Genomic DNA, 23,073 nt, shown 5'->3' on the forward strand with positions numbered 1-23,073 from the left:
TTTTCCTCCATACGCTCTGTCATTCGCGGGGCGCCACCGGCGACATAATCGCCGAGACCAGCGCCCCGATCGAGGCCGGTCCGGACTTCTGATGACCTGGCCGGAGACAAAGGACGGCCAGGACGGCCTTTCCCTGGCAAAGAGCCAGACTGGCGGCTATATCCTCCGGCTGACCCAGGCGCTTCAACCCGTGCGGGCAGCATCGAGGTCGAGGCGCTCGTTGACGAGGGGCTTCACCCCCAGCGGCCTGGCCACCGACCTCCGCGGCGACCGCCGACCCGGCCTCGCCGTCGATGTCGTTGGCCACCACGCGGGCGCCCACGGCGGCCATCCTGCATACGATCGCGCGGCCGACGCCGTGACCGACACCGGTGAGGGCGACGCCGCGTACGTCCATCTCAGACGCCCCGGTGAGCGTGACACCACCGTCGATGACGAGGACCTGACCGGTCATCCAGGGGGCGTCCTCCGAGAGCAGGAACGCCACGACGCTGCCGATGTCGGAAGGCACGCCGAGCCGCTTGAGCGGGTACGCCGGAGCGACCTCGTCCTCGCGGTCCTGGTAGAGGGCTGTGGCGAACCTTGTCTTCACCACGGCGGGCGCCACCGCATTGACGTGGATGTCCGGGCCGAGTTCGACCGCGAACTCCTGGGTGATATGCGAAAGCATTGCCTTGGTCGCATCGTAGGAGCCGATGCCGGGCGCGGGCTTCAGGCCGGCTACCGACGACACGTTGACCACACTGCCACCGCGCTCACCCATCCAGCCGCGGTGCACCTGCTGCACCCATAACAGCGCGGCCAGACAGTTGCCCTCGAAGGTCTTGCGGGCGGCGTCGAGGTCCAGGTCGACCATCGGACCGTAGACCGGGTTGATGCCGGTGTTGTTCACCAGCAGATCGATGCGACCGAAGGCCTCGATGGTCTGCTTGACCGTGTCGGCTTGGTGCTCGATGTCGTCGCTCCTGCCGGCCATCCCCTCGCATGGTCCGGGCCGCCGAGGGTTCGCACGGCCTCGTCGAGCGCCCCCTGCTTCCGTGCGGTAATGGTCGCCTTCGCGCCTTCGGCGACCAGATGCTCGGCAATGTTGAGGCCGATACCGCGGCTGGCCCCGGTGGCGATGGCGACCTCGCCCTCGAACCTGTTGCTCATCTACTGCCTCTCTGGACATGTCGTGCTCGGTGGTCTGGCAGGTCAGGACAAGCGCTCGAGGACCATCGCCATGCCTTGGCCACCGCCGACGCACATGGTCTCCAGACCAAACTGCCTGTCGTGGTACTGCAGCGAGTTGATGAGCGTGCTGGTGAGCCGGGCGCCGGTCATGCCGAACGGATGGCCGACCGCGATCGCCCCGCCGTTGACGTTGAGTTTGTCGAAGTCAATGCCGAGGTCGCGGGCGGAGGGGATGACCTGGGCGGCGAACGCCTCGTTGATCTCGACCAGGTCGATGTCGTCAATGGTCATGCCGGCCCGCTTGAGTGCCCGCTTCGAGGCCTCGACCGGGCCGAGTCCCATGATTTCGGGCGACAGGGCGGAAACCCCGGTAGACACGATCCGAGCGAGCGGGGTGAGGCCCAACTCCCTGGCCTTGCTGTCGCTCATAATCACGACCACGGCGGATCCATCGTTCAGGGGACAGCAGTTGCCGGCGGTGACGGTGCCATCAGGGCGGAATACCGGCTTCAGCTGCGACACAGCTTCCATCGTCACCCCTGCCCGGGGGCCGTCGTCCTTGCTGACCACGGTGCCGTTGGGCAGGGTCACCGGGGTGATGTCGCGCTCCCAGAACCCGTTCGTGAACCCATTCTCGGCCAGGTTCTGGCTGCGGACACCGAACTCGTCCTGGTCCGCGCGGGTGACCCCCTTGAGCTGGGCGACGTTCTCCGCAGTCTGCCCCATGGCTATGTAGACGTCTGGAACCGCGTCGTAGCCGCGCGGGTCGGTCCAGGCCTGCCCCCCGCCTGCGAACCTCTCGGTGCGGGCTTCGGCCTGGGCGAACACCGGGTTCCTAGTGTCCGGAAGGCTGTCGGCGTTGCCTTTGGTGAAGCGGCTGACGGTCTCGACGCCAGCCGAGATGAACACGTCACCCTCGCCCGCCCTGATCGCGTGCATGGCCATACGGGTCGTCTGCAGGCTTGAGGAGCAGTACCGGGTTACCGTGGTGCCGGGCAGGTGGTCGAGGCCAGCCAGGACCGCTACGACTCGGCCCATGTTGAAGCCGGACTCGCCGCCCGGCAGCCCACAGCCCAGCATCAGGTCGTCGATGTCGGCGGGGTCGAGAGCCGGGATCTTGGCAAGTGCGGCACGGAGCATCTGCACGGTCAGGTCGTCGGGGCGCACGTCTTTGAGCGATCCCTTGAACGCCCGGCCGATCGGAGACCTGGCGGTGGCGACGATGACTGCTTCGGGCATGTTGGTCCTTTCCCGATTGGAATGTGCATGTGTGGGGAGTGGCGCTGGATGACGGCCGAGGTCCGGCCGCTGCTTATTCGTGATCGCGTTGCGGCCGCTTTCGAGCTGCCGGAGTCGGCGCGAGCGGGTGAGCCGACGACCGCTGGCGTCAGCCGACGGCACCCAGGTACGCCTCACGAACATCGGGATGACCAGTCACCTCGGCCAGAGTTCCCTGGGTGATAATCCGGCCATGGTTGAGCACCACGGCGGTGTCCGCCAGTGCGTTCACCGCCTGCATCACGTGCTCGATCATCACGATGGCGATGCCGTCCGCACGGCACTCACGCACCCGCTCGATCACGATGTCCACCTCGTGCGGGGTCAACCCGGCCATCACCTCGTCGAGCAACAACACCCTCGGCTGCGAGACCATGCCGCGAGCGAAGTCGACGATCCGGATCATTGCTGACGGGATGTCACCGATGGCCTCCCGCCGATACTGCCAGAGGTCGAACCGCTCGAGTTGCTCGCGAGCCAGTCGATTCGCCTCCCGGTAACCGCTCGCGCGTCGGTAGGCCGCCAGCGCCACACACTCGAAGACGTTCAGCTCGGCTACGTTGCCCGACACCTGGAAGGTCCGCGCGACGCCCGCCTCGAACACCTTCGCTGGCGGCAGGCCGGTGATGTCCGCGCCGTTCAGGAGAATCGATCCACTCGTCGGTCGCAGCGCACCGGCGATCAGGTTCACCAACGTCGACTTGCCGGCGCCGTTTGGGCCGATCAAGGCGGTCACCAGCCCGGACTCAGCCGTGAAGGAGACGTCCTGCAGTACCTTGAGACCGCCGAAGTTCTTAGCGATCGCCGTGACCTCAAGCATGCTCGCTCACCACCTCAGGGTCGGGGCTGCGATCGGGTGCGTGCCGGTCGGACGGAGCCTCGGACTCCGGGTCGCGCGGCGTGCCGGTACCGAAGAAGCGCACGACAAGTCGGCCCCACAGTGGAACGATGCCGGCGCCACCGAATCGGAGGATCAGGATGACGCAGATCGCGTAGGCGATCTGCGTGTAGCTGGAGACGTTGGAACTGGACACGGCGAAGGAGCGCAGCAGCTCTTCGAGCACCGCAATGCCGATCCCGGCCACGATCGGCCCGGCGAGGGTGGCCGACCCGCCGATGATCGCGCCCACGAGCATTGCCACACCGACCTCCACCGTGAGGACCGAGTCGTAGCTGACGAAGTTCGTGTACTGCGCCATGAGCGCACCGGGAATCGCGGTGAGCCCCATGCTGATGCCCATGGCGATCGCCTGGTTGCGGACCACGGTGATGCCCATGCTCGCGGCGACCACCGGATCCTCGCGGATGAACGGCAGCGAACGGCCGAAGTGGGTACGGCGCATCATGAACGACACCCCGACCGTGAGGAGGATCAGGAAGCCGAGGGCGACGTAGTACAGCGGGGTGGCGTCAGTGAACCACTGCAGATGCAGAAAGCCCTCCTGCATGGTGAGATTCTGCAGGCCGTTGACGCCGCCCGTGACACTCCACGAGGCCCCGATCCCGGAGATCGCGATCGTCAGGGCGAGGGTGCCCAGGGTGAAGAACAGCGCGTTGACGCCGAATCGGCTCATGATCAGGCTGAGAACCGCACCGATCGACGCCGAGACGAGGATACCGCCGACGATCGCCAACCAGACGTTCCAGCCGTGTCCCCAGGTCAGCACCGCGACGGAGAACGCACCGATGCCGAACGCGCTGGCATGTGCGACCGAAAGCAGGCCCGCGAAGCCGCCGGCAATGTTCCAGGTGAGGTTGCGCATCGCAAAGACCAGGGCAACGAAGCCGACGCCGATCATCGGCGCCTCGGCGAACAGCGGAAATGCCACCGCTACTACGAGTGCGACGGCCACGACGAGGGTGTTCACCCGGTTGAGCGGGGTGGAGACGAGCCCACGAACGATACTCATGCCGAGGCCACCGTCCTTCGCGCCAGACCCTGCGGGCGGAACAGGATGACCAGGAGGAACAGGGTGTAGATCACGGAGGAGCCCAGCGAGCCACTGATGTAGACGCTGCTGGCCGCCTCGGCCACACCGAGGAGGATGCCGGCGGCCACCGTTCCCCACAACGCGCCGCTGCCACCGATCACGACGACGATGAATGCCTTGACCGTCAGTTCCAGGCCGTACAGGGGGGACACCGGCTGGAACGGGATCAGGAGACCGCCGGCCACCGCGGCGGCGGCTGCGCCGAGCGCGAAGGTCGACCGGTACACCCGACGGACGTTGACGCCGACGAACATCGCGCCGTTGATGCTCTCCGCACAGGCCCGCATGTAAACGCCCAGGCGGGTCCGGTAGATCAGCCACGACAGAGCGACCGCCAGGAGAAGGCTCACTGCCCCGGCCGCCAGCCGGGCGAAGCTGATCGTGACGCCCAGTGCGGTGATGGCCTCCATCGGCCAGGGATTCGTGATGGTCTGGTACGGCTCGGGATAGAGCACCTGGAAGATGTACTGCAGGGCCACACCGACGCTGAGCGTGATCACCAACTGCGCATGGCCGGTCTTGTCGAGGGTCGATTCGATCAGGAAGCGCTCGACGAAATAGCCGAAGGCTGCCGCGACCGCGGCAACGAAGAGCAGGGCCACGGCAAAGTCGGCCAGTGAACGGGGCGAGAGGGACAGCACCCCGTACATGCCGATCAGGACGAAGTAGCCGTGGGCGAAGTTCACCACCCGCATGACGTTGAAAATCAGGTAGAGACCGAGTCCGATCAGGGCGTAGATCAGTCCCTGAAGCACCCCGGTGGTGGCGATCTGGAGAAGGGTCATCACCTACCTCTCCTCTCGTGTGCTGGTCGTGGATCCGAGGTATCCGCTCTCCACTAGGCTGGAGGCGAGCAGCGACTCCGCGGTGCCAGCCGCGATGATCTTTCCGCCATCAAGCACATAGCCACGGGAGGCCAGCCGCAACGCCTGGTGGACGTTCTGCTCGATGAGCAGGATCGAGACGCCGGCGGCGTTGATGTCGCTAATTGTCCGCATGATGGTCTGCACGATGACCGGTGCCAGGCCGAGCGAGGGCTCGTCGAGGACCAGGGTTCGCGGCTGGAGCATGAGCCCCCGGGCGATGGCGAGCATGCTGCGCTCGCCACCGCTCAGGGTTCCCGCGAGCTGACCGGCCCGATCCTTCAATCGCGGAAAGAGTTCGTACATGGCCGCCAGGTCGAAGGGGCCCGCTTGGGACCTCGGTCTCGCACCGACCAGGAGGTTCTCCTCAACGGTCATTCCCGCGAACAGCGACCGTTCCTGCGGGACTAGGACGATTCCCGCCCGCACCCGGTGCCAAGGCCGCAGACCGGCAATAGCACGACCGTGGAACTCCAGCTTCCTGGCACGGGCGGGGATGACACCGAGCAGTCCCTCGGTGAGCGTGGTCTTGCCTGCGCCGTTGGAGCCGAGCAGGCAGACGAGTTCGCCTTGACCGACCTCGAGATCGACGGATCGCACGATCTCCGACCGTCCGCGCCAGACACTGAATCCTTCGACCGACAGGGCCGTCTCCATCATGGTCCCCGATCCGCCTACGGCCTCGGGTAGACGATCGAGCTCGCGGCCGCAGCCGCCGGGTGCACCGGGACGTACTTGCCGTCCTGGATCTGGGTGACCAGACCGGTCGCCCGCTCGTTCGTGCCCTTGGCGTCGAACTTCACGCCGTGGCTAATGATCCAGAGCCCGTTCTTGTCGCCGTTGATGCCGGTGATGTCCACGGACCGAAGGGCCGAGGTGATCGACTCCTTGTCGTCCGGGTTGGTCGCCGAGGAGAGGGCGTCCGCCAGCACCCCGACCGATGCGTAGTAGTAGGCGCCGACGCCGTCGGGCGTCTGTCCCTTGTACTTGGCCTTGTACGCGTCTGCGTAGCCCTGCGGGGTGTGCTTGGCGCCGTCTGCCGACTTGAGCAGCGAGGTCCAGTAGTTGCCCGCGATGTCCCCATCGGCGATCGCACCCACCGTCGGGATGAACTGCGCGTTGGTGTTCCCGCCCAGCACACCGACCGTCGCCTTGGGCTTCCAGCCCGAACGGGCGAGCGCCGGGTAGAAGAGGAACGCGCCCTGCGGGTTGCCGCCGAACAGCAGGATGTCGGGATTCGCGTTCTTCGCTTGGCTGACCAGCGGGGCGAAGTCCGTCGTCGTCGCCTCGTCGTAGGAGATGGAGTCGACTACCTTCACGCCCGGGAACTCCTTCTGCAGGGTGCGGGCCCACGCCTTCTCCGCGTCGGGCATGGCCCCGGCACTGGCGTAGATCAACATCGCCGTCTTCGGCGTCTCGCCCTTCTTCTCCGCGGCCTCCATCACGGCGCGGATCGACTGTGCTGCCCAGCCGTTGTCAGCGAGGATCGAGGGGGCCAGTTTGAAGACGTACTTGCGCCCGGCGCCGATGATGCTGTCGGCCGCCTCCATGGGCACGATCAGGGGCACCTTCAACTGGTCGGCGGTCTGGGCTGCGGTGATGGTGACCGGGCTGGACGATGCGCCGACGATGACGTTCGCACCGCCTGACGCGAGCCGGCGCATCAGGGCGGGGACCTCCTCCGGCTTCGAACGGTTGTCGAGCACCTCCACCGTGAGCTTGCGTCCGTTGATACCACCGGCCGCGTTGAGGTCGGCGATGCCCATCTGGAAGGAGTTCACGCTCTGTACGCCGTAGGGTGCGGCGATGCCGGTCAGTGCGGCGATCACGCCGACCTTGATTTCGCCGCCCTCGCTGCCGCCCGAGGAACCGCCTCCGCATGCGGTGAGGACGAGGCTGGCGGCCAGAGCCACGGCGATGGAGCGACGTATGGTGCTAAGCCGTTGGAGTGGCTTCATTGCTGTTCCCTTCGAAACAGTGGGGACGGGGGTGGTGGGGGCGGTCCGGACTCAGCGGCCGGACCATTGCGGAGTTCGCTTCTGGCGGAAGGCCGCAGTACCCTCCGCACGGTCCTCGCTCAGGTAGGGGCTGGGACCGGGATCGAGGCGTAGGGCGGTGGCGATCGGTAGGGACGACCCGAGGTGCACCATCGCCTTGTACCGCTGCAGGGTGACTGGTGCCCTGCTCACGAGGGTCGCTACCAGGGCGTCCACCGTCGCGTCGAGCTGCTCTGGCGGCGTGACCCGGTTGAGCAACCCCATGCGAAAACCGGTTGCTGCGTCGAACGGCTCGGCGAGGTAAAGCACCTCGAAGGCGAAGCCGGCGGGTACCAGCCGCGGGAGCATCTGGCTGCCGAAGTTGGCGCCGAGGCCCACCTTGGACTCGGGCATCAGGAACCGCGCGGTGTCCGTGGCGACCCGGAGGTCGCACGCCATCGCAAGCTCGAATCCGCCGCCGACGACCCATCCCTCCAGTGCTGCGATGGTTGGCTTGCGGCACTCCAACACCGTTTCGTACGGGTTGCGGGTGGCCTCGCGCATCGGCTCGTACGGCGGGTCCTCGGCCGCGTCCCGGGCGTGCATCTCCTTCAGGTCGGCCCCGACCGAGAACGCCCGTCCACCGGCGCCGCGCAGCACGACCGCCCGGACGTCGCGACGCCGGTCGAGTTCGGTGAAGACCGTCGTGATGTTGCTCAGCAGGCCGCGACTCAGGGCGTTGAGGTGGCCGGGACGGTTCAGCCGGACGACGGCGACGCCGTCCGCGCTTACGTCGACCAGGAGATCGGGCGCGATGTCTACCACGGGACCGCCTCCCCGAGGGAACACCCGACCTCGGTTTCCTTTGTCGAGGAGATCAGGCTCCAGAGGCTCGGCAGGCTCTTGTTCAGCGCCGCACGGCCGATGAAGATCGACCAGTCTCGGCTGCTGCCGAACTCCCCCTGCCAGCTCCACAGCCGCGTGGTGAAGGCCGGAAGCTCGTGCTCATCGGTGACGCCGATCGCGCCGAGCACCTGGTGAGCCGACCGGTTCAACCTGCGCGTGTCCTCCTTAACGGTCACGCCAGCGGATGCGGCGGCCAGCAGTCGTTGACCGGGATCGGCCAACACGGCGGCCCTGACCGCGAGCATCGCTCCGGCCGCAGCCTCGGCCACGTCGACCATGTGGTGCTGCACCGCCTGGAAGGTCCGGATCGGCTTGCCGAACTGCTCGCGCGTGTCGGCGTAGGCCAGCACCATGGCGAGGACTCGTTCCATGGCACCGGCGGCAGAGGCGGCGCGCAGCAGGACTCCGCGGGCGCGCAACTCCGTGGGCGTCGGCCCCGCAGACTCCGCGATCGCCGCGGAGGGTACTCGCACCCGGTCGAACAGGACGGTGTCGCGCGGCTCCCCTGCGAGATTCTCCCCGGTCCGGACCTCGGCCGGGCGCGGCAGGAGAACCGTGCGGGCGGTGCCCCGGATATCCGCGACCGCCACCAGATGGTTCGCCCTGCGCCCCCACGGGACTCGATGGAGCGTCCCGGAAATCTCGACGTCGCCGCCGGGCAGCGGCTCCGCCCGGAGGTCGTCCAGCGGATGCGCGACGGCGCTGAGGGTCAGGCCCTCGGGGCGGTCGAGGGCGGATCGGGCGAGCAGCCAGGACACCAGGCCGGTGGTCTCGACCAGGGGGATCGGGACGGCGTGCCGGCCGACGCAGATTGCGAGACCGACGATCTCCTCCAGCCCGATGTCGCCGTCGTCGAGGTCGAAGTAGGTGAACCCGCCGGCCTCCACGGCGGACCAGACGTCATCCGGCCAGGTCGCTCCACGCTGCGCCGGACCCGAGCCGGAGCGGGTGAAGATGGAGGCGAGTGCCTGCTCGAGCATCTCGGACGTCTCCGACATCAGTTGCTCCTCGACGTGCGGGTCAGATGCTTGGCGATGACGGTGCGGAGGACCTCGTTGGTGCCGCCGCGCAGCGTGAAGGTCGGGGCCGTCACCACGGCGTCCGCCAGCAGGGACCGCAGCCCCCCGGCGGAGGGATCCAGCTCGTCCGCCACGAGTTCGCGTAGGATCTCGACGACCTCGTTCTCGAACTGCGTGCTGATGTCCTTCACGAGGGCCGCCTCGACGGCTGGGGTCTCACCCCGGTCGAGGGCGCGGGCGATGGACAGTGAGAGGTTGCGCAGGGTCCAGTAGCGCGCGGTGACCAGACCGATGAGATGCTCCGTCTCCACCGACGTGCTTGTCTCGGCCAGCGCCGTGTAGACCAGTTCCAGGACCGGGACGACCGACATGAACCGATCAGGGCCTGAGCGTTCGTGCGCCAGCTCGGACGTGACCTGGTGCCACCCGTCGCCGACCTCGCCCAGCACCATGTTGTCGGGAACGAAGACGTCGTCGAAGTAGACCTCGTTGAAGTGGTGGAAGCCGTTGAGCAGGCGGATCGGGCGGATGGTGACGCCGTCGGCGCGCAGATCGACGATCAGTTGACTGAGTCCGGCGTGCTTTCCCTCGGCGGACGTCCGGCAGAGGGTCACTGCGAAGTCCGCGTAGTGTGCGCCCGAGGTCCATACCTTCTGCCCGGTCAGCAGCCAGCCGCCCGCCGTTCGGGTGGCCCGGGTGCGCACGGACGCAAGGTCCGAGCCACTGCCGGGTTCGCTCATACCCAGGCAGAACCAGACCTCCCCCTTGACGATCGCCGGGAGGAAGCGCCTTTTCTGCTCCTCGGTGCCGAAGCGCAGGATGATCTGGGCGGTCTGCCTGTCGCCGACCCAGTGGGCGCTGATCGGGGCTCCGGCGGCCAGCATCTCCTCCGCCACCACGAAGCGGTCGACCGCGCTGCGTCCCGGGCCGCCGTACTCCTTGGGCACGACCATTCCGACCCAGCCTCGGCGGGCGATCTCGCGGCTGAACTCGATGTTCGCCTCCGCGTTGATGCCCAAGCCGACTGAGAAGCGGTTGTCGCGCCGTGCTGCGGCCATGAACTCGCGTACTTCGTCGCGGAGCGCGATCTCCGCCCCGGTCAACTGGGACGCCTCGAAATCGATCACAGCTGGCCCTCCTCGGCGCGGTCGGCGGCCGTCAGCCGCTTGAGGCGACGGTTCTGCGTCCACAGCTGGACCCCGCGCTCTAGCTCTAGGGCGACCGGCCAGGGAAGCCGCTGATCCGAGGTCTCGAGCCGGAACGAGCGCGCGACCCGAGGGGCCAGCAGCGGGTCGGCCGCGACCCGCCCGGCCAGTTCCAGCGCCGTGGACTCCACCTCGTCGTCTGGCACCGATCGCCAGGCCATGCCGAGTTCGCGCGCCCGGTCGCCGTCGATCTCGTCGCTGAACAACCCCATCGCGGCCGCAGCCTCACGCCCGGCCAGCCTGCTCAGGATCGTGAAGAAGCCACCCCCCGGGTGGATGCCGGCGCGCAGGAAGCCGGCCAGCAGCCGCGCGCTGCGGGAGACGATCCGCAGGTCAGTGGCAAGCGCCAGGTTGAGCCCCGCCCCGACGGCGGCCCCGCGCACTGCCGCGATCGTCGGCACCCGAAGCTCTCCCACCCGGACGAACGAGCCGTACATCTGGTCCGTCTCGGCGTACGCGCGGTCGCTAAGGGCGTCCTCGGCGTAGGAGTCTCGCCACGAGTTCGTGTCCGCACCCGAGCAGAAGGTCCCGGCGTCGCCGCGGATCACCACCGCTCCGATGGTCTCGTCGCCGTCGATCCGCTCGCAGCAATCCGCCAACTGCCGGGCCATGTCCATGGTCAGCGCGTTCTTGATCGCCGGGTTGGAGATGGTCACGAGCGCCACGTTGCCGTGCCGCTCCAGGGTGACCGAGGGGGTCATCGGGCTTCTCCTTCAGGATCTTCGGATGGAACCTGCATCGCTGCCGGCCGTTGGAGCAGGAGGAAGTCCAGGGCAATTGCCCGGCCGTCGGGGGTCACTCGCAGCGGGTTTACCTCCAGCTCGCTCAGGCGCTCACCGATTGCGACCGCCAGGAGACTGATCCTGGAGATGGCCTGCGCGGCACCGGACAGATCCACTGGGGGGCTACCGCGGAAACCTGTCAACAACGGGGCCGCGGTCAGCGAACGCACCATTTGCTCGGCCCGCTGTGGGGACACCGGCGCGAATGCCGAGACCGCGTCCCGGTAGATCTCGGTGGCGTATCCGCCCAGGCCCACGGTGACGATCGGCAGGCCGCCGGTCGGGCGCGTCACGCCCACAATCAACTCGACGCCCGCCGGCGCCGTCTCCTGGACCAATACCCCCGCGGGCTGCTCGGCCTCGAAGGACGCCATCAGCTCGCGGTAGGTCCGCACGAGTTGTCCCGCAGGGACACCCAACCGCACGCCGCCGCGCTCGGACTTGTGCAGCACCCTGCTCGCCTGGATCTTCAGGACTCTCGACCCGGTGACCTGGGCGGCCAGCGCTTCCGCCTGGTCCACCGAACGCACCAGGATCGAGCCGGGCCGGGCCACCCCGGCGAGCCCGAGCAGGATCTCCCCCTCGGACTCGGTGACCGTCGCACCGAACCCCGCGACCGTGTGCCGGACGTCGTTGACCGGGAAGGTCGTCGGGTCGAGGTCCTCCTCCACCACCTTGGGGTTCCGGAGCGCGGCCAGCACACGGGCCGCCTGGCGGGTCGAGTCGAAGACCGGCCAGCCCGCGTCCCGCAGGACGTCGCGTGCCTCGGCAGTCTGCTCGCGGCCCGCCATCCAGACCACGAGGACAGGCTTGGCCAGGTCGCGCCAGGTCGCCACGAACGACTCGGCCATGCGGGTGGCCAACTTCCCGGTGACCAGGGTGAGGGTGATCATCACGGCGTCGATCCCGTCCGCGCGGTAGACGCGGTCGCAGACGCCCACAAAGGCTGAGGGGTCGCTGTCGCGAAAGATCTGGGCTGTGACGTCGACGGGGTTGTCCACGGCGCCGAAGCCGGGCACCACGGTGCGTAGCTCGGCCCGGGTCTGCTCGGGGAGGTTATCGACCGAGAAGCCGACAGCTGAGAGCTGGTCGGCGGCGAGGCTACCGGCGCCGCCCGACGTGGTGACGACCGCGATCCGCTCGCCGGCGATCGGCGGAGAGATCGTCAGGCCGTGCGCGAGCGCCACGAAGTCGTCGATGTCCTCGGCCTCGATCACCCCGAACTCGCGGACGGTCACCCGGTAGCCAGCGTCGTCGCCGACGATCGCGCCCGTGTGCGAGGCAGCGGCGCGAGCGCCGGCGGGGCTGACCGCGGAGCGCAGGACGACCAGCTTCTTCTCCAGCTGGACGACCCGCCGGGCGAGATCGCGGAAGTCGTGGTCGTTTACGGCCGTCTCGAGGTACAGGGCAAGGACGCGGGTCTCGTCCTCCTCCACCAGGTAGCGGGCGAGTTCGACGGCCGTCAGGTCGGCCTGGTTGCCCGTGCTCGCCCAGGCGGCGATACCGAGGCCGCGCTCGCGAGCCAAGCTGAGGATCGATCCGCCGACCGCGCCGCTCTGGCCGACGTAGGCCAGCCCTCCGGTGGCGACCGGGCCGGACTCCAGGGCGGCGGTGAACGTTCCGAACATCCCTTCGCCCGTGTGGATCACGCCCTGGCAGTTGGGCCCGAGCAGTCGGACGCCCAGCCTGCGTGCGGTGTCCCGGAGCTGTTCCTGCAGCGCCTGGCCCTCCTGCATTTCCCCGAAGCCGGAGGCGAAGACGACGGCGGCGCGCGCACCGGCCGCCGCGACCGCGGGCAGTTCCTCCAGCACCCGTGCCGCCGGAATCAGCATCAGCACCAGATCGACCGGGCCGGGCAATGCTGCGAGTGATGGGTAGCAGCGCATGCCGGCCAGCTCGGCGTACCCGGGGTTGACGGGGTAAAGGTCGCCGGCGAATCCGAACTGCGCCAGGTAGTGCAGGGGGCGAGCGAACGGGTTCGCCTCGCGACCTGAGGCGCCCAGGACCGCCACCGCCCGCGGGTGGAAGAGCGCATCCATGCCCGCATGCGGTCCGTCGAGGTCGCGCGGTCGTCCGAGCGAAACTGGCATGCCTCCTCCTTCTGCTGGCGCCGAAGCCTTGACAGTGTGGTAGTGCTCACAGCTAAGTTGAACTTGGCGTCGGAGTCAAGTCCTCGCCACAGCGCAGTCGAGGTCTGGAGCGAAGCCATGAGATTCGGCATCAGCCATTGCAACGTCGGCGAGTTCGCCGAGCCCGACCGCGCACATGACCTGGCCCGCTTGGCCGAACAGGCCGGTTTCGAATCGCTCTGGACCGTCGAGCACGTGGTCATCCCGCAGGTCTACGAACCTCGTTACCCCGAGACACCGGACGGGCGCTTCTGGTTCCCGCACGACCTGCCGCTCGCGGACCCCCTGATCTGGATGGCGTTCGTCGCGGCCGCGACCACCCGGCTCCGTCTCGGCACCGGGATCATGATCGTCCCGCAACGGAACCCGTTGATCACGGCGAAGGAGATCGCGACCCTGGACCGCCTCAGCGGCGGTCGCATTGAGATCGGCGTCGGGGCGGGCTGGCTCCGGGAGGAGTTCGAGGCCCTCGGCGTCAGCTTCGACCGGCGAGGATCGGCGATGGATGAGGCGATCGCCGTGATGCGTGAGCTCTGGCGTCCGGGCCCCCGCACGTACCGGGGAAAGGTCTTCTCCTTCGACCCAGTGCACAGCGAACCCTCACCGCACCGGGCCTCGGTGCCGATCCATATTGGAGGGGCAAGCACCGTGGCTGCGCGGCGGGCCGGCCGGACCGGCGACGGGTTCTTCCCGGGCGGCTACGACCGCGAGGCGGTGGCGTCGCTGGTCGCCTGTGCCCGCAAGGAGTTCGAGGCGTCCGGACGCGTGGGCAGGCTGGAGATCACTGCGCGTTGGACGAAGGACCCAAGCCAGCTCGGGGATCACGAGATCCTCCGGTTCATGCAGGATCTCGGCGTCGACCGAGTCGTACTGCCCGCGCAGACCATCGCCGAAAACGGACTGGAGCGAACCATCGCGGAACTCGGCTCCAACGTCCTTCCCACCTTCGCCTCACCCAGCCCACAGGAGCGCAAAGCATGAGCACCGTTCCCACCGTTCGCGGCCCCGTTGACCCCAAAGAACTCGGCCAGACGCTGATGCACGAACACGTCTTCGTGCTCGACACCGAGGTCGAGCGCAACTACCCCGGCCGCTGGGACGAGTCGGTCCGCCGGGCCGACGCTGTCCAGAAGCTGGAAAGCGCCTACGACCACGGCATCCGGACCATCGTCGACCTCACCGTGATCGGACTGGGCCGTGACGTGGGGCGAGTCGCCGAAGTCGCCCGGCAGGTCCGGATGAACATCGTGGTCGCCACCGGCCTCTACACCTACGACGACGTCCCGATGTTCTTCAAGTTCCGGGGCCCCGGGAAGCTGATCGACGGCCCGGAGCTGTTGACCGAGTTCTTCATCAAGGACCTCACGACCGGGATCGCCGAGACCGGCATCCGCGCGGGCATCATCAAGTGCGCCACCGACCAGGGGGGCCTCACGCCGGGAGTCGAACGTGTGCTCCGGGCGGCGGCGATGGCGCACCGCGAGACCGGGGCACCCATCTCCACCCACACCCATGCCGGCACTCGGCGGGGAACCGATCAGCAGCGCGTCTTTCGCAGGGAAGGAGTGGATCTCGAACGCGTGGTGATCGGTCACTGCGGCGACACGACCGACCTTGACTACCTACGCTCACTGATGGACGCCGGATCCTTTATCGGCATGGACCGCTTCGGCCTGGATCTGATGTTGCCTTTCGAGGCACGGGTACAAACCGTCGCTGACCTCTGTGCGTGGGGCTACGCGGACCGCATGGTGCTGTCGCACGACGCCTCGTGCTTTACACACAACTTTGACGTCGCCGACAAGGCCCGCCTGCTACCGAACTGGCACTACAACCATCTCCACCAGGACGTCCTGCCCGCCCTGCTTGAGCGTGGCGTGACGCCCGAGCAGATCCATACGATGCTCGTGACCAATCCCGCCCGGGTTCTCGGTTGAGCCGCCAGGCGGGTGGTGCACGCGCGAATGTGTCGACGTGGTCGAATCTTGATGGGCGCAGGATCTCACGCAGTCGGCTGTAGAGCTGCCGGACAGCCGCCCCGTGGAAGTCCTTCCCACCTCTGCGGACGGAACGCCTAGGAGGCCTCGGACCCGGTCCGCGGTTCGACCTCGATACCCAGCGCCTGGGCCCAGAGCCGGCTCAGCGTCAGGATGGCCGTCTCCTCGTCGTAGTCCTCGTCCAGGACCAGCCACATATAACAGAAGTTACTGACCATCGAGATGAGCGCGGCCGCGGTGTAGTCCGGCGGCAAACTCGGCGAGACCAGGCCCGCCTCCTGGAAGCGGCGGATGCCGCGCTCGGTACGTGAGCGGAAGAACCTCCGCGTTTCCCGACGCATCTCCCGGAAGGCGGGACTGAAGGTCGCCACCTGCTCCAGGATCATCAACAGGCCGGCCTCCTCGCGGAAGGCCCGGACGTATGCCCGTGTGGCGTGCTCGATGCGTTGGTATGGGCTACAACCGGCGCCGGCGGGCACCCGCGACTTCGTGAACATCCGCTCGTTCACCTCGTCGATGACCGCGCGGAAGATCGCTTCCTTCGACTCGAAGTAGGTGTAGAAGCTCCCGTTGGCGACACCGGCCTCTGTCGTAATGTCAGTGATCTTGGTGTCCAGAAAGCCCTTGCGGGCAAAGACCACTGCGGCCGCCTCGACCAGCTTGGTCATCGTCCGCCGGCCCCGCACGGTCACCGGAGAGGCGTGCTCCGTCGTTGGCACGACAGCCTCCAAGATCGATCGACGCCTTTTCGGAGTGCAGCGTAGCATCACGAAGTTGACTCTGGCGCCATGTTCGGATTAGTGTGTTCGAGGTTACCATGATGGCTCCCGGGAGGGCTGATGACCCGCTCCGACATGTCCACACCAGAGTGCCTCCGAGTCGTCACCGAGTGGCTCCAGAACTTCGAGGCCGCTTTGGACGCAGAGGACCTGGACCGGCTGGCCGATCTCTTCATGCCGGAGGCCGACTGGCGTGATCTCGTCTCGTTCACCTGGGACGTCCGGACCACGCTTGGCGGCCGAGAGGCTGCCGCCGACCTCGTCGCACGCAACGGCGACGTGAAGGCGCACGCCTTCGCCCCGGCTCACGGACGTACACCACCCCGGGTCGTCGTCCGCGCCGGCGACGACGTCGTCGAGGGCTTCTTCACCTTCGAGACGGCGTTCGGCCACGGCACCGGCATCCTCCGGCTCGACGTAGAGACAGGACGGCCGCTGCGGGCCCGAACCTTGTTGACGACCTTGCAGGAGCTGACCGGCTTCGAGGAGCGCAGGGGCGCCAACCGGCCACACGGAACGGCGTACTCGCGGACATTCGGCGGGAAGAACTGGCTCGACCTCCGCCAGGAGGAGCAGCGCTACGACGACCGCTCCCCCGACGTGTTGATCGTCGGCGCAGGTCAGGCGGGCCTGTCGATCGCGGCCCGGCTGCGCACCATCGGTGTCGACGCCCTGATCGTGGACAAGCACGAACGCGTGGGGGACGTCTGGCGCAAGCGCTACCACTCGCTCACCCTGCACAACGAGTCCTGGGTGGCGAGCCTGCCATACCTGCCCTTCCCCGACACCTGGCCCACGTATATCCCGAAGGACAAGCTGGGCAACTGGTTCGAGCACTACGCCGACATCATGGAACTGAACGTCTGGACCTCGACCGAGTTCGTCGGCGGCGCCTACGACGAGGACGAGCAGATCTGGACGGTCACCCTTCGGCGCGACGGCGCCGAACGCGTCCTCAGACCCCGGCACGTCGTCATCGCGACCGGCGGCGTGAGCGGCGTGCCCAACCGTCCGCGTCTTCCCGGACTCGGCGATTTCCGCGGCGATGTTCTCCACTCCACCGAGTACACGTCCGGAACGCAGTTTCGCAACCGGAAGGCCCTTGTCATCGGGACGGGGACGAGCGGACACGATGTGGCGCAAGACCTGCACGCCCTCGGCTCCGAGGCGGTCATCGTGCAGCGGCAGCCCACGACAGTGGTGAGCCTCGAACCCAGCGGGATCATGGTCTACGCCCTCTACTCGGAGGGCTTTCCCACCGAAGACGTCGATCTCATCGCGGCGGCGAACTCGTACCCGACCCTGATCAAGGCCAACCAGATCCTCGCCCAGCGGATGCTCGATGCTGACAAGGAACTCCTGGACCGCCTGCACGCCGTCGGATTCCGGACGGACATCGGCGAGGACGGTACCGGCTTCCACCTGAAGTACAACCGCCGCGGTGGTGGCTATTACATCAACGTCGGCTGCTCGGAGCTGATCGCCGACGGCGAGATCGGCCTGCTGCAGGCGGACCGGATCGCCTCGTTCACCTCTGAGGGGATTGAGTTGGTCGACGGGACCGTCCAAGAGTTCGACCTCGTGGTGCTAGCCACCGGTTACCGCAATCAGCAGGAGGAGGTCCGGGTCTTCTTTGGCGACACGGTGGCCGACAAGGTGGGGCCGATCTGGGGGGTGGACGACGGCGGCGAGATGCGCAACATGTGGCGCTCCACGGCACAACGCGGCCTCTGGTTCAACGCCGGCAGCCTCGCCGCCTGCCGCGGATACTCGAAGTATCTGGCGGTCCAGATCAAGGCCGCTCTCGAAAACATCAGCCCCGGCTACCGGGAGAAGACAAATGCGTGAGGCTTCCATCGTCGCGACCGCGCGAACCCCAATCGGCAAGGCGTACCGGGGAGCCTTCAACGACGCCCAGGGGCAGCACCTCGCCGCACACGCGCTCGTCGGTGGCGGCATGGGAGCAGCGGGACTGTTTGAGGTGGCATCCTGATGAAGGCTTCGACCACGTACGACTTCGACGGGGCGTCCGTCATTGTCACTGGCGCCGCCCGCGGGGTGGGACTGTCCATCGCGACCAGGTTCGCCTCGGCCGGCGCGCAGGTGTTCATGGTCGACTTCGACAGCGATGAGCTGGAGAATGCTGCGGCGGACATCGGCGGAGTGCCGGTGACCGCGGATGTCTCCCGTACCGCCGACGTGGAGGCGGTTGTCGCCCAGGTCCTCGAAAGCTGCGGCCGAATCGACGTCCTGGTCAACAATGCCGGCATCCTGCGCGACCAAGTCGTCTGGAAGCTCAGCGACGCGGACTGGGACGCGGTGCTCGCAGTGCATCTCGGGGGAACGTTCCGGTTCACGCGGGCCTGTACACCCTCGTTCAGGGCCCAGAACCGGGGACGCGTCATCAACGTGACCTCGTACACCGGCCTGCGCGGGAACATCGGCCAGTCGAACTACGCCGCCGCCAAGGCAGGGATCATCGGCTTCACCAAGACGACCGCCAAGGAGCTGGCCCGGTTCGGCGTGACCGTCAACGCGATCTCCCCCAACGCCGAGACCCGGATGGTCGCCTCGATCCCCGACGCCAGGAAAGCCGAGCTGGCAGCCGCGATTCCCCTCGGACGGTTCGCCCACCCCGACGAGATGGCCGACGCCGTAGCGTTTTTGGCCTCTGAAAGCGCGTCCTACATCACCGGCATCGTCCTGCCTGTCGACGGCGGCATATCCATCTGACCCTAGTACTCCAACGTCACTTGGGTTCGGCGTTGGGCGTGGCGTGGGCATGAAGACGGCCACCGCGTTGATCATCGATGGTTTGTGAGGACAACCGAAGATCGTGCGGTGGCCGCGTGTCACAGCGTAGACAGTGAGTATGGGACCCGTCGCCATCGGGACCGGGTCTGACTCAAGCGTAGACCGACGCCCGTCGTGGGCTGTCCTTGCAAGGGATCTGTCGGCCTGGTTCCGGTGGTGATGCCACGAGACCGGCCGAGGCTGTGACCTCATAGGAGCCTGTGCGAGAGGCGCCCATCACTGTCTTGTCCGTCGCCCCGGCCGGGCTCGTGCCGACCCGATCCGGTGCGAGCGGAAGGACCGACAGCAGCAGCATGGCAACCACCACGGACGAGTTCAATGTTCCCGTCGGCTGCGTCGTGCTCGGCGTGGACACGCATGGCGAAACTCATCACGCCGCCGTCGTTGACCATCTCGGGCGCCACTTGGGCGACGCCGAGTTCTCTGCCACACCGGCTGGCTATCGCGGTCTGCTGGCGTGGGCCCAGCGACATGGGGGAATCGTGCGCGCCGGCGTCGAGGGCACCGGGTCGTATGGAGCCGGCCTGGCCCGCTACCTGCACGACGCGGGCGTGGTCGTCATCGAGGTGAATCGGCCCGATCGCAGCGCGCGCCGGATGGCGGGCAAATCAGATCCGCTTGACGCCTACGCCGCTGCTCGTGCCGTTCTCAACGGATCCGCGACTGGCCTACCGAAGTCACGCGCGGGTGCGGTCGAGGCCATCCGGGTACTGAGAGTTGCTCGCCGCGGCGCGGTCATGGCCCGCACCCAGACCGTCAACCAGCTCAAGGCGCTGATCATCACGGCCCCCGAGGACCTGAGGGAACGTCTGGCCGGCCTGTCGCTGGTCGCTCTGGTCCGCCTCTGCGCCCAACTGCGTCCAGGCGCCACGGGCGCCCAGCTGTCCGTCTTGGCCAACCCGGCCCTTGCGGCCACCAAGGCCGCGCTTCGGCGTCTGGCCCGTCGCTATCAACAGCTCACCGACGAGATCGCCGAACTCGATGCCGAGATCCATCCACTGGTCAAGGCCACTGCACCCCAGCTGTTGGCGCTGCAAGGAGTAGGGCCGGAGGTCGCCGGTCAGCTGCTGGCAACCGCGGGCGACAACCCCGACCGGCTTAGGTCGGAGGCCTCGTTCGCGCACCTGTGCGGTGTCGCCCCGCTTCCCGCCAGCAGCGGCCGGACCCGCCGCCACCGGCTCAGCCGAGGCGGTGACCGCGCCGCCAACAACGCCCTCTACACGATCGTGCTGACCAGGCTGCGGCAAGATCCCCGAACCCACGCCTACGTCGCCCGACGAACAGCCGAAGGACTAACCAGGAAAGAGATCGTCCGCTGCCTCAAGCGACACGTTGCCCGAGAGGTCTACCGGGCGCTGCTGGGTGCCGCCGCTCCTCGCCTCGCAAGCCCTCTCGGCCCGCTTGACAGAACATAGGAGCATCCCCGCCGGGTGGCGGGTCATCCTGGACGAGGTGGTGAACCGCCCCGGGTTCTGTGGAGACCTCAGCTGTTGGCTCCAACCACCTCGCGGGGCTGGGTTTGAGCGTAGAACATCGATTCGTATTCGGTGGGTGGGAGGTGCCCGATGGCGGAGTGCAGGCGCTGGTTGTTGTACCAGTCGACCCACTCGGCGGTGGCCAGTTCGACCTGGGCGAGGCTGCGCCACGGTCCCCGGGGTTTGATCAGCTCGGTCTTGTAGAGGCCGATGGTGGACTCCATCAACGCGTTGTCCAGGGCATCGCCGACGCTGCCGATCGAGGCGTCGATACCGGCGTCGAGCAGGTGGGTGGTGAACCGGAACGACGTGTACTGCCCGCATCGCTGTGATGCACCAGGCCCGGCCCGACCGGCTGGCCGGCGCGGTCACGGCGCCACAGCCCCATGTCCAAGGCGGCGAGGACCAGCGGGGTGCGTTTGTTCGTCGCCGCGGACCAACCCACGATCGCCCTGGAGTAGACGTCGACGACGAACGCGACGTAGACGACGCCGGACCAGGCCGCGACGTGGGTGAAGTCCGCGACCCAGCACCGGTTCGGCCGGGCGGCGGTGAAGTCCCGGTTGAGCAGGTCAACGGCCCGTTCATGCCCAGGATCGGCGACCGTGGTGCGGATCTTCTTCCCCCGCACGACACCGGCCAGGCCGGCGTCACGCATCAACCGCTCGACCGTGCACCGGGCCGTCGGATGCCCTTGGCGGCGCAGTTCATGCCAGATCTTGCGGGCTCCGTAGACGCCGTAGTTCGCCGAGTGAATCTGGCCGATGACTTCCGTCAGCTGCGCATCGCGCACCTGCCGCCTGGAAGGCGGACGCTTCTTGGCCGCCCAGTAGCCGCTCGGGGTGATCTGCAGCCCGTGCTGACGCAGCACGCGGCAGATCGGCTCGACTCCACCGAAGCGGTCCCGATGCCCGTCGACGAAACTCACGAGCGTGTCGTAGGCCGGTCGAGCTCGGCCGCGAAGAAAGCCGACGCGGCCTTCAAGATCTCATTCGCCCGCCGCAACTCGGCGTTCTCCCGCCGCAGCCGCCTCAGCTCCGCCGACTCCTCCGACGTCACCCCCGGCCGCTGCCCGTCGTCGACCTGTGCCTGACGGACCCACTTGCGCAACGTCTCGGCCGTGCCGATCCCCAGCCGGGCCGCCACCGCCGTGATCGCCGCCCAGTCCGACTCGTAGTTCGGCCGCACCTCCGCGACCATCCGCACCGCCCGCTCCCGCAACTCCTGCGGATACGGCTTCGTTCCTGCCATCTCTCGATCCTTCCCAAGCGGGGAAGTCTCTACAAGATCCGGGGCGGTTCAGCGGTGACGCGTGTCGCTGTCCGGTTCGTGCGGGCGGAGCCCCGTCGGACCGCCGGGCAGTTCGTGGAAGGGCTGCTGTCGGGTGTGGAACGCAAGACCTGCTGGTCGCTCGCGGAGCGGGCGGGTCACGCTGATCCGCAGGCGATGCAGCGGCTGCTGCGTACGGCGGTGTGGGACGCCGACGCCGTCCGTGATGACGTGCGTTCCTGGCTGGTGGAGCAGCTCGGGCACCCTGACGCGGTGCTGGCCTGCGACGAGACCGGGTTCCTGAAGAAGGGTGTGTGCTCGGTCGGGGTGCAGCGGCAGTACACCGGCACCGCCGGCCGTGTGGAGAACAGCCAGGTCGGGGTGTTCCTGGCCTACGTCACCCCGCACGGGCGGGCTTTGATCGACCGACGGCTCTACCTACCCGAGGGAACCTGGTGCGCCCAGCCCGAGCGTCTGGCCGCCGCCGGCGTCCCCGAGCAGATCGGGTTCGCTACGAAACCGGCCCTGGCCCGGCAGATGATCACCGCCGCGATCGAGGCTGGTGTCCCCTTCGGGTGGGTGACCGGCGATGAGGTCTACGGCGCTGACCCCGGCCTGCGCGGCGACCTGGAACAACGTCAGATCGGCTACGTCCTGGCGGTCGGTTGCGACCGACGCGTGCACATCAACGACGGCCGCACCCTGATCCGCGTCGACGACCTCGCCGAGCGGATCCCCACCGCCGAGTGGCAGCAGCACAGTTGCGGGCCAGGGGCGAAAGGTCCCCGCGATTACCTGTGGGCCTGGATCACCACCGCCACCCACCCTGGTGAGCATCGGTGGCTGCTGATCCGCCGCAACCGCACCACCGGTGAGCTGGCCTTCTACCTCTGCTGGGCGCCTCGACCGGTCCCGCTGCACACCCTCGTGACCGTTGCCGGCTCCCGCTGGAGCATCGGGGAGTTGTTCCAGACCGGCAAAGGCCAAGTCGGCTTGGACCACTACCAGGTCCGCGGCTGGACCGGCTGGCACCGCTTCATCACCCTGGCCATGCTCGCCCTCGGCCGTCCTGACCATCCTCGCCGCCATCGCGCAGCAGCCCGACGCGGACATGGAGATCATCGCGTTGACCGTCGCCGAGATCCGCCGACTCCTCAACGCCTTCGTCCTCGCCGTGGCGCTCCCACCAGCGCACATCCTGCACTGGTCGATCTGGCGACGAACATCCCAAGCCCGAGCCCGCCGATCCCACTACCAGCGCAGACAGACCAAATGACGTTGGAGTACTAGGGCGGCGAGGCCCGCCGCTGCTACCGAGAACGCCCACTGCCGCTCCCCTCGAACTCGAGCGCGGCATCGGCAATCGCACCCCCGGCGCACGGCCGGCGAACGCCCCAAGCGCTGCGGCGACCGCAGC

Annotated in this window: 20 protein-coding genes and 2 pseudogenes; 7 read left to right on the top strand and 15 right to left on the bottom strand. The window is 67.8% G+C overall.

Features of this window, described 5'->3' with window-relative positions; all coding sequences use genetic code 11:
• Positions 1 to 19: 19 nt before the first annotated feature.
• From AB0H57_RS20210 to AB0H57_RS20270, 13 genes are all read right to left on the bottom strand, one after another.
• Positions 20 to 976 (bottom strand): glucose 1-dehydrogenase, encoded by a 957-nt coding sequence (locus AB0H57_RS20210; RefSeq protein ID WP_357508564.1) that lies wholly within the window; start codon positions 974 to 976, stop codon positions 20 to 22.
• Complete coding sequence (locus AB0H57_RS20215) at positions 889 to 1,152, bottom strand: SDR family NAD(P)-dependent oxidoreductase (RefSeq protein ID WP_357508566.1); 264 nt, start codon at positions 1,150 to 1,152, stop codon at positions 889 to 891. The genes AB0H57_RS20210 and AB0H57_RS20215 overlap by 88 nt, the downstream gene beginning before the upstream one ends.
• A gap of 42 nt (positions 1,153 to 1,194) precedes the next feature.
• Positions 1,195 to 2,412: an acetyl-CoA C-acetyltransferase gene (locus AB0H57_RS20220; RefSeq protein WP_357508568.1), complete on the bottom strand. Its 1,218-nt coding sequence runs from the start codon at positions 2,410 to 2,412 to the stop codon at positions 1,195 to 1,197.
• A 148-nt stretch (positions 2,413 to 2,560) separates the two neighbouring features.
• Positions 2,561 to 3,271, bottom strand: coding sequence for an ABC transporter ATP-binding protein (locus AB0H57_RS20225; protein WP_357508570.1), 711 nt, complete (start codon positions 3,269 to 3,271; stop codon positions 2,561 to 2,563).
• Positions 3,264 to 4,361, bottom strand: coding sequence for a branched-chain amino acid ABC transporter permease (locus AB0H57_RS20230; RefSeq protein ID WP_357508572.1), 1,098 nt, complete (start codon positions 4,359 to 4,361; stop codon positions 3,264 to 3,266). The genes AB0H57_RS20225 and AB0H57_RS20230 overlap by 8 nt, the downstream gene beginning before the upstream one ends.
• Positions 4,358 to 5,227 carry a branched-chain amino acid ABC transporter permease gene (locus AB0H57_RS20235; protein WP_357508666.1) on the bottom strand — a complete coding sequence of 290 codons (870 nt, stop codon included), beginning with the start codon at positions 5,225 to 5,227 and terminating at the stop codon, positions 4,358 to 4,360. The genes AB0H57_RS20230 and AB0H57_RS20235 overlap by 4 nt, the downstream gene beginning before the upstream one ends.
• Before the next feature lie 3 nt (positions 5,228 to 5,230).
• On the bottom strand, positions 5,231 to 5,965 hold the full coding sequence (locus tag AB0H57_RS20240; RefSeq protein WP_357508574.1) for an ABC transporter ATP-binding protein: 735 nt from the start codon (positions 5,963 to 5,965) through the stop codon (positions 5,231 to 5,233).
• A gap of 14 nt (positions 5,966 to 5,979) precedes the next feature.
• A complete protein-coding gene (locus AB0H57_RS20245; protein ID WP_357508576.1) occupies positions 5,980 to 7,218 on the bottom strand; it encodes an ABC transporter substrate-binding protein in 1,239 nt (412 codons plus the stop codon).
• A 96-nt stretch (positions 7,219 to 7,314) separates the two neighbouring features.
• Entirely contained in the window at positions 7,315 to 8,106 is a 792-nt protein-coding gene (locus AB0H57_RS20250; protein ID WP_357508578.1) for an enoyl-CoA hydratase/isomerase family protein, read from the bottom strand.
• Positions 8,100 to 9,185 (bottom strand): acyl-CoA dehydrogenase family protein, encoded by a 1,086-nt coding sequence (locus AB0H57_RS20255; protein ID WP_357508579.1) that lies wholly within the window; start codon positions 9,183 to 9,185, stop codon positions 8,100 to 8,102. The genes AB0H57_RS20250 and AB0H57_RS20255 overlap by 7 nt, the downstream gene beginning before the upstream one ends.
• Positions 9,185 to 10,333, bottom strand: a complete 1,149-nt coding sequence (locus AB0H57_RS20260) for an acyl-CoA dehydrogenase family protein (protein WP_357508582.1) — start codon at positions 10,331 to 10,333, stop codon at positions 9,185 to 9,187. Before AB0H57_RS20260 ends, AB0H57_RS20255 begins: the two co-directional genes overlap by 1 nt.
• Entirely contained in the window at positions 10,330 to 11,112 is a 783-nt protein-coding gene (locus tag AB0H57_RS20265) for an enoyl-CoA hydratase/isomerase family protein (protein ID WP_357508584.1), read from the bottom strand. The genes AB0H57_RS20260 and AB0H57_RS20265 overlap by 4 nt, the downstream gene beginning before the upstream one ends.
• Positions 11,109 to 13,283, bottom strand: a complete 2,175-nt coding sequence (locus tag AB0H57_RS20270) for an acetate--CoA ligase family protein (protein WP_357508585.1) — start codon at positions 13,281 to 13,283, stop codon at positions 11,109 to 11,111. The genes AB0H57_RS20265 and AB0H57_RS20270 overlap by 4 nt, the downstream gene beginning before the upstream one ends.
• 117 nt (positions 13,284 to 13,400) lie before the next feature.
• Between AB0H57_RS20270 and AB0H57_RS20275 the strand changes: the two genes are divergently transcribed.
• The gene (locus tag AB0H57_RS20275) at positions 13,401 to 14,303 is read left to right on the top strand and encodes an LLM class F420-dependent oxidoreductase (protein ID WP_357508587.1); all 903 of its coding nucleotides are present in this window, start codon (positions 13,401 to 13,403) and stop codon (positions 14,301 to 14,303) included.
• Complete coding sequence (locus tag AB0H57_RS20280; RefSeq protein ID WP_357508589.1) at positions 14,300 to 15,259, top strand: hypothetical protein; 960 nt, start codon at positions 14,300 to 14,302, stop codon at positions 15,257 to 15,259. The genes AB0H57_RS20275 and AB0H57_RS20280 overlap by 4 nt, the downstream gene beginning before the upstream one ends.
• Positions 15,260 to 15,396: 137 nt before the next feature.
• Here the strand turns inward: AB0H57_RS20280 and AB0H57_RS20285 are convergent, their stop codons facing one another.
• Entirely contained in the window at positions 15,397 to 15,987 is a 591-nt protein-coding gene (locus AB0H57_RS20285) for a TetR/AcrR family transcriptional regulator (protein ID WP_357508591.1), read from the bottom strand.
• 171 nt (positions 15,988 to 16,158) lie between these two features.
• Here AB0H57_RS20285 and AB0H57_RS20290 point away from each other — a divergent pair, with 171 nt between their 5' ends.
• The 4 genes from AB0H57_RS20290 to AB0H57_RS20305 all read left to right on the top strand — a co-directional run bounded on the left by AB0H57_RS20290 (position 16,159) and on the right by AB0H57_RS20305 (position 20,327).
• Positions 16,159 to 17,946: an NAD(P)/FAD-dependent oxidoreductase gene (locus tag AB0H57_RS20290; RefSeq protein WP_357508593.1), complete on the top strand. Its 1,788-nt coding sequence runs from the start codon at positions 16,159 to 16,161 to the stop codon at positions 17,944 to 17,946.
• Positions 17,939 to 18,091, top strand: a complete 153-nt coding sequence (locus AB0H57_RS20295; RefSeq protein WP_357508594.1) for a hypothetical protein — start codon at positions 17,939 to 17,941, stop codon at positions 18,089 to 18,091. The genes AB0H57_RS20290 and AB0H57_RS20295 overlap by 8 nt, the downstream gene beginning before the upstream one ends.
• Complete coding sequence (locus AB0H57_RS20300) at positions 18,091 to 18,831, top strand: SDR family NAD(P)-dependent oxidoreductase (RefSeq protein WP_357508596.1); 741 nt, start codon at positions 18,091 to 18,093, stop codon at positions 18,829 to 18,831. The genes AB0H57_RS20295 and AB0H57_RS20300 overlap by 1 nt, the downstream gene beginning before the upstream one ends.
• A gap of 374 nt (positions 18,832 to 19,205) precedes the next feature.
• Entirely contained in the window at positions 19,206 to 20,327 is a 1,122-nt protein-coding gene (locus tag AB0H57_RS20305) for an IS110 family transposase (protein ID WP_357508598.1), read from the top strand.
• A 68-nt stretch (positions 20,328 to 20,395) separates the two neighbouring features.
• Here the strand turns inward: AB0H57_RS20305 and AB0H57_RS20310 are convergent.
• Positions 20,396 to 21,638: pseudogene (locus tag AB0H57_RS20310) on the bottom strand (IS3 family transposase).
• A 54-nt stretch (positions 21,639 to 21,692) separates the two neighbouring features.
• On the opposite strand from AB0H57_RS20310, the pseudogene AB0H57_RS20315 reads away from it, so the two are divergent.
• A pseudogene (locus tag AB0H57_RS20315) lies at positions 21,693 to 22,932 on the top strand (IS701 family transposase).
• Positions 22,933 to 23,073 lie beyond the last annotated feature (141 nt).

It is taken from the genome of Micromonospora sp. NPDC050686 (assembly GCF_040654475.1).
Classification (GTDB): Bacteria; Actinomycetota; Actinomycetes; order Mycobacteriales; family Micromonosporaceae; genus Micromonospora.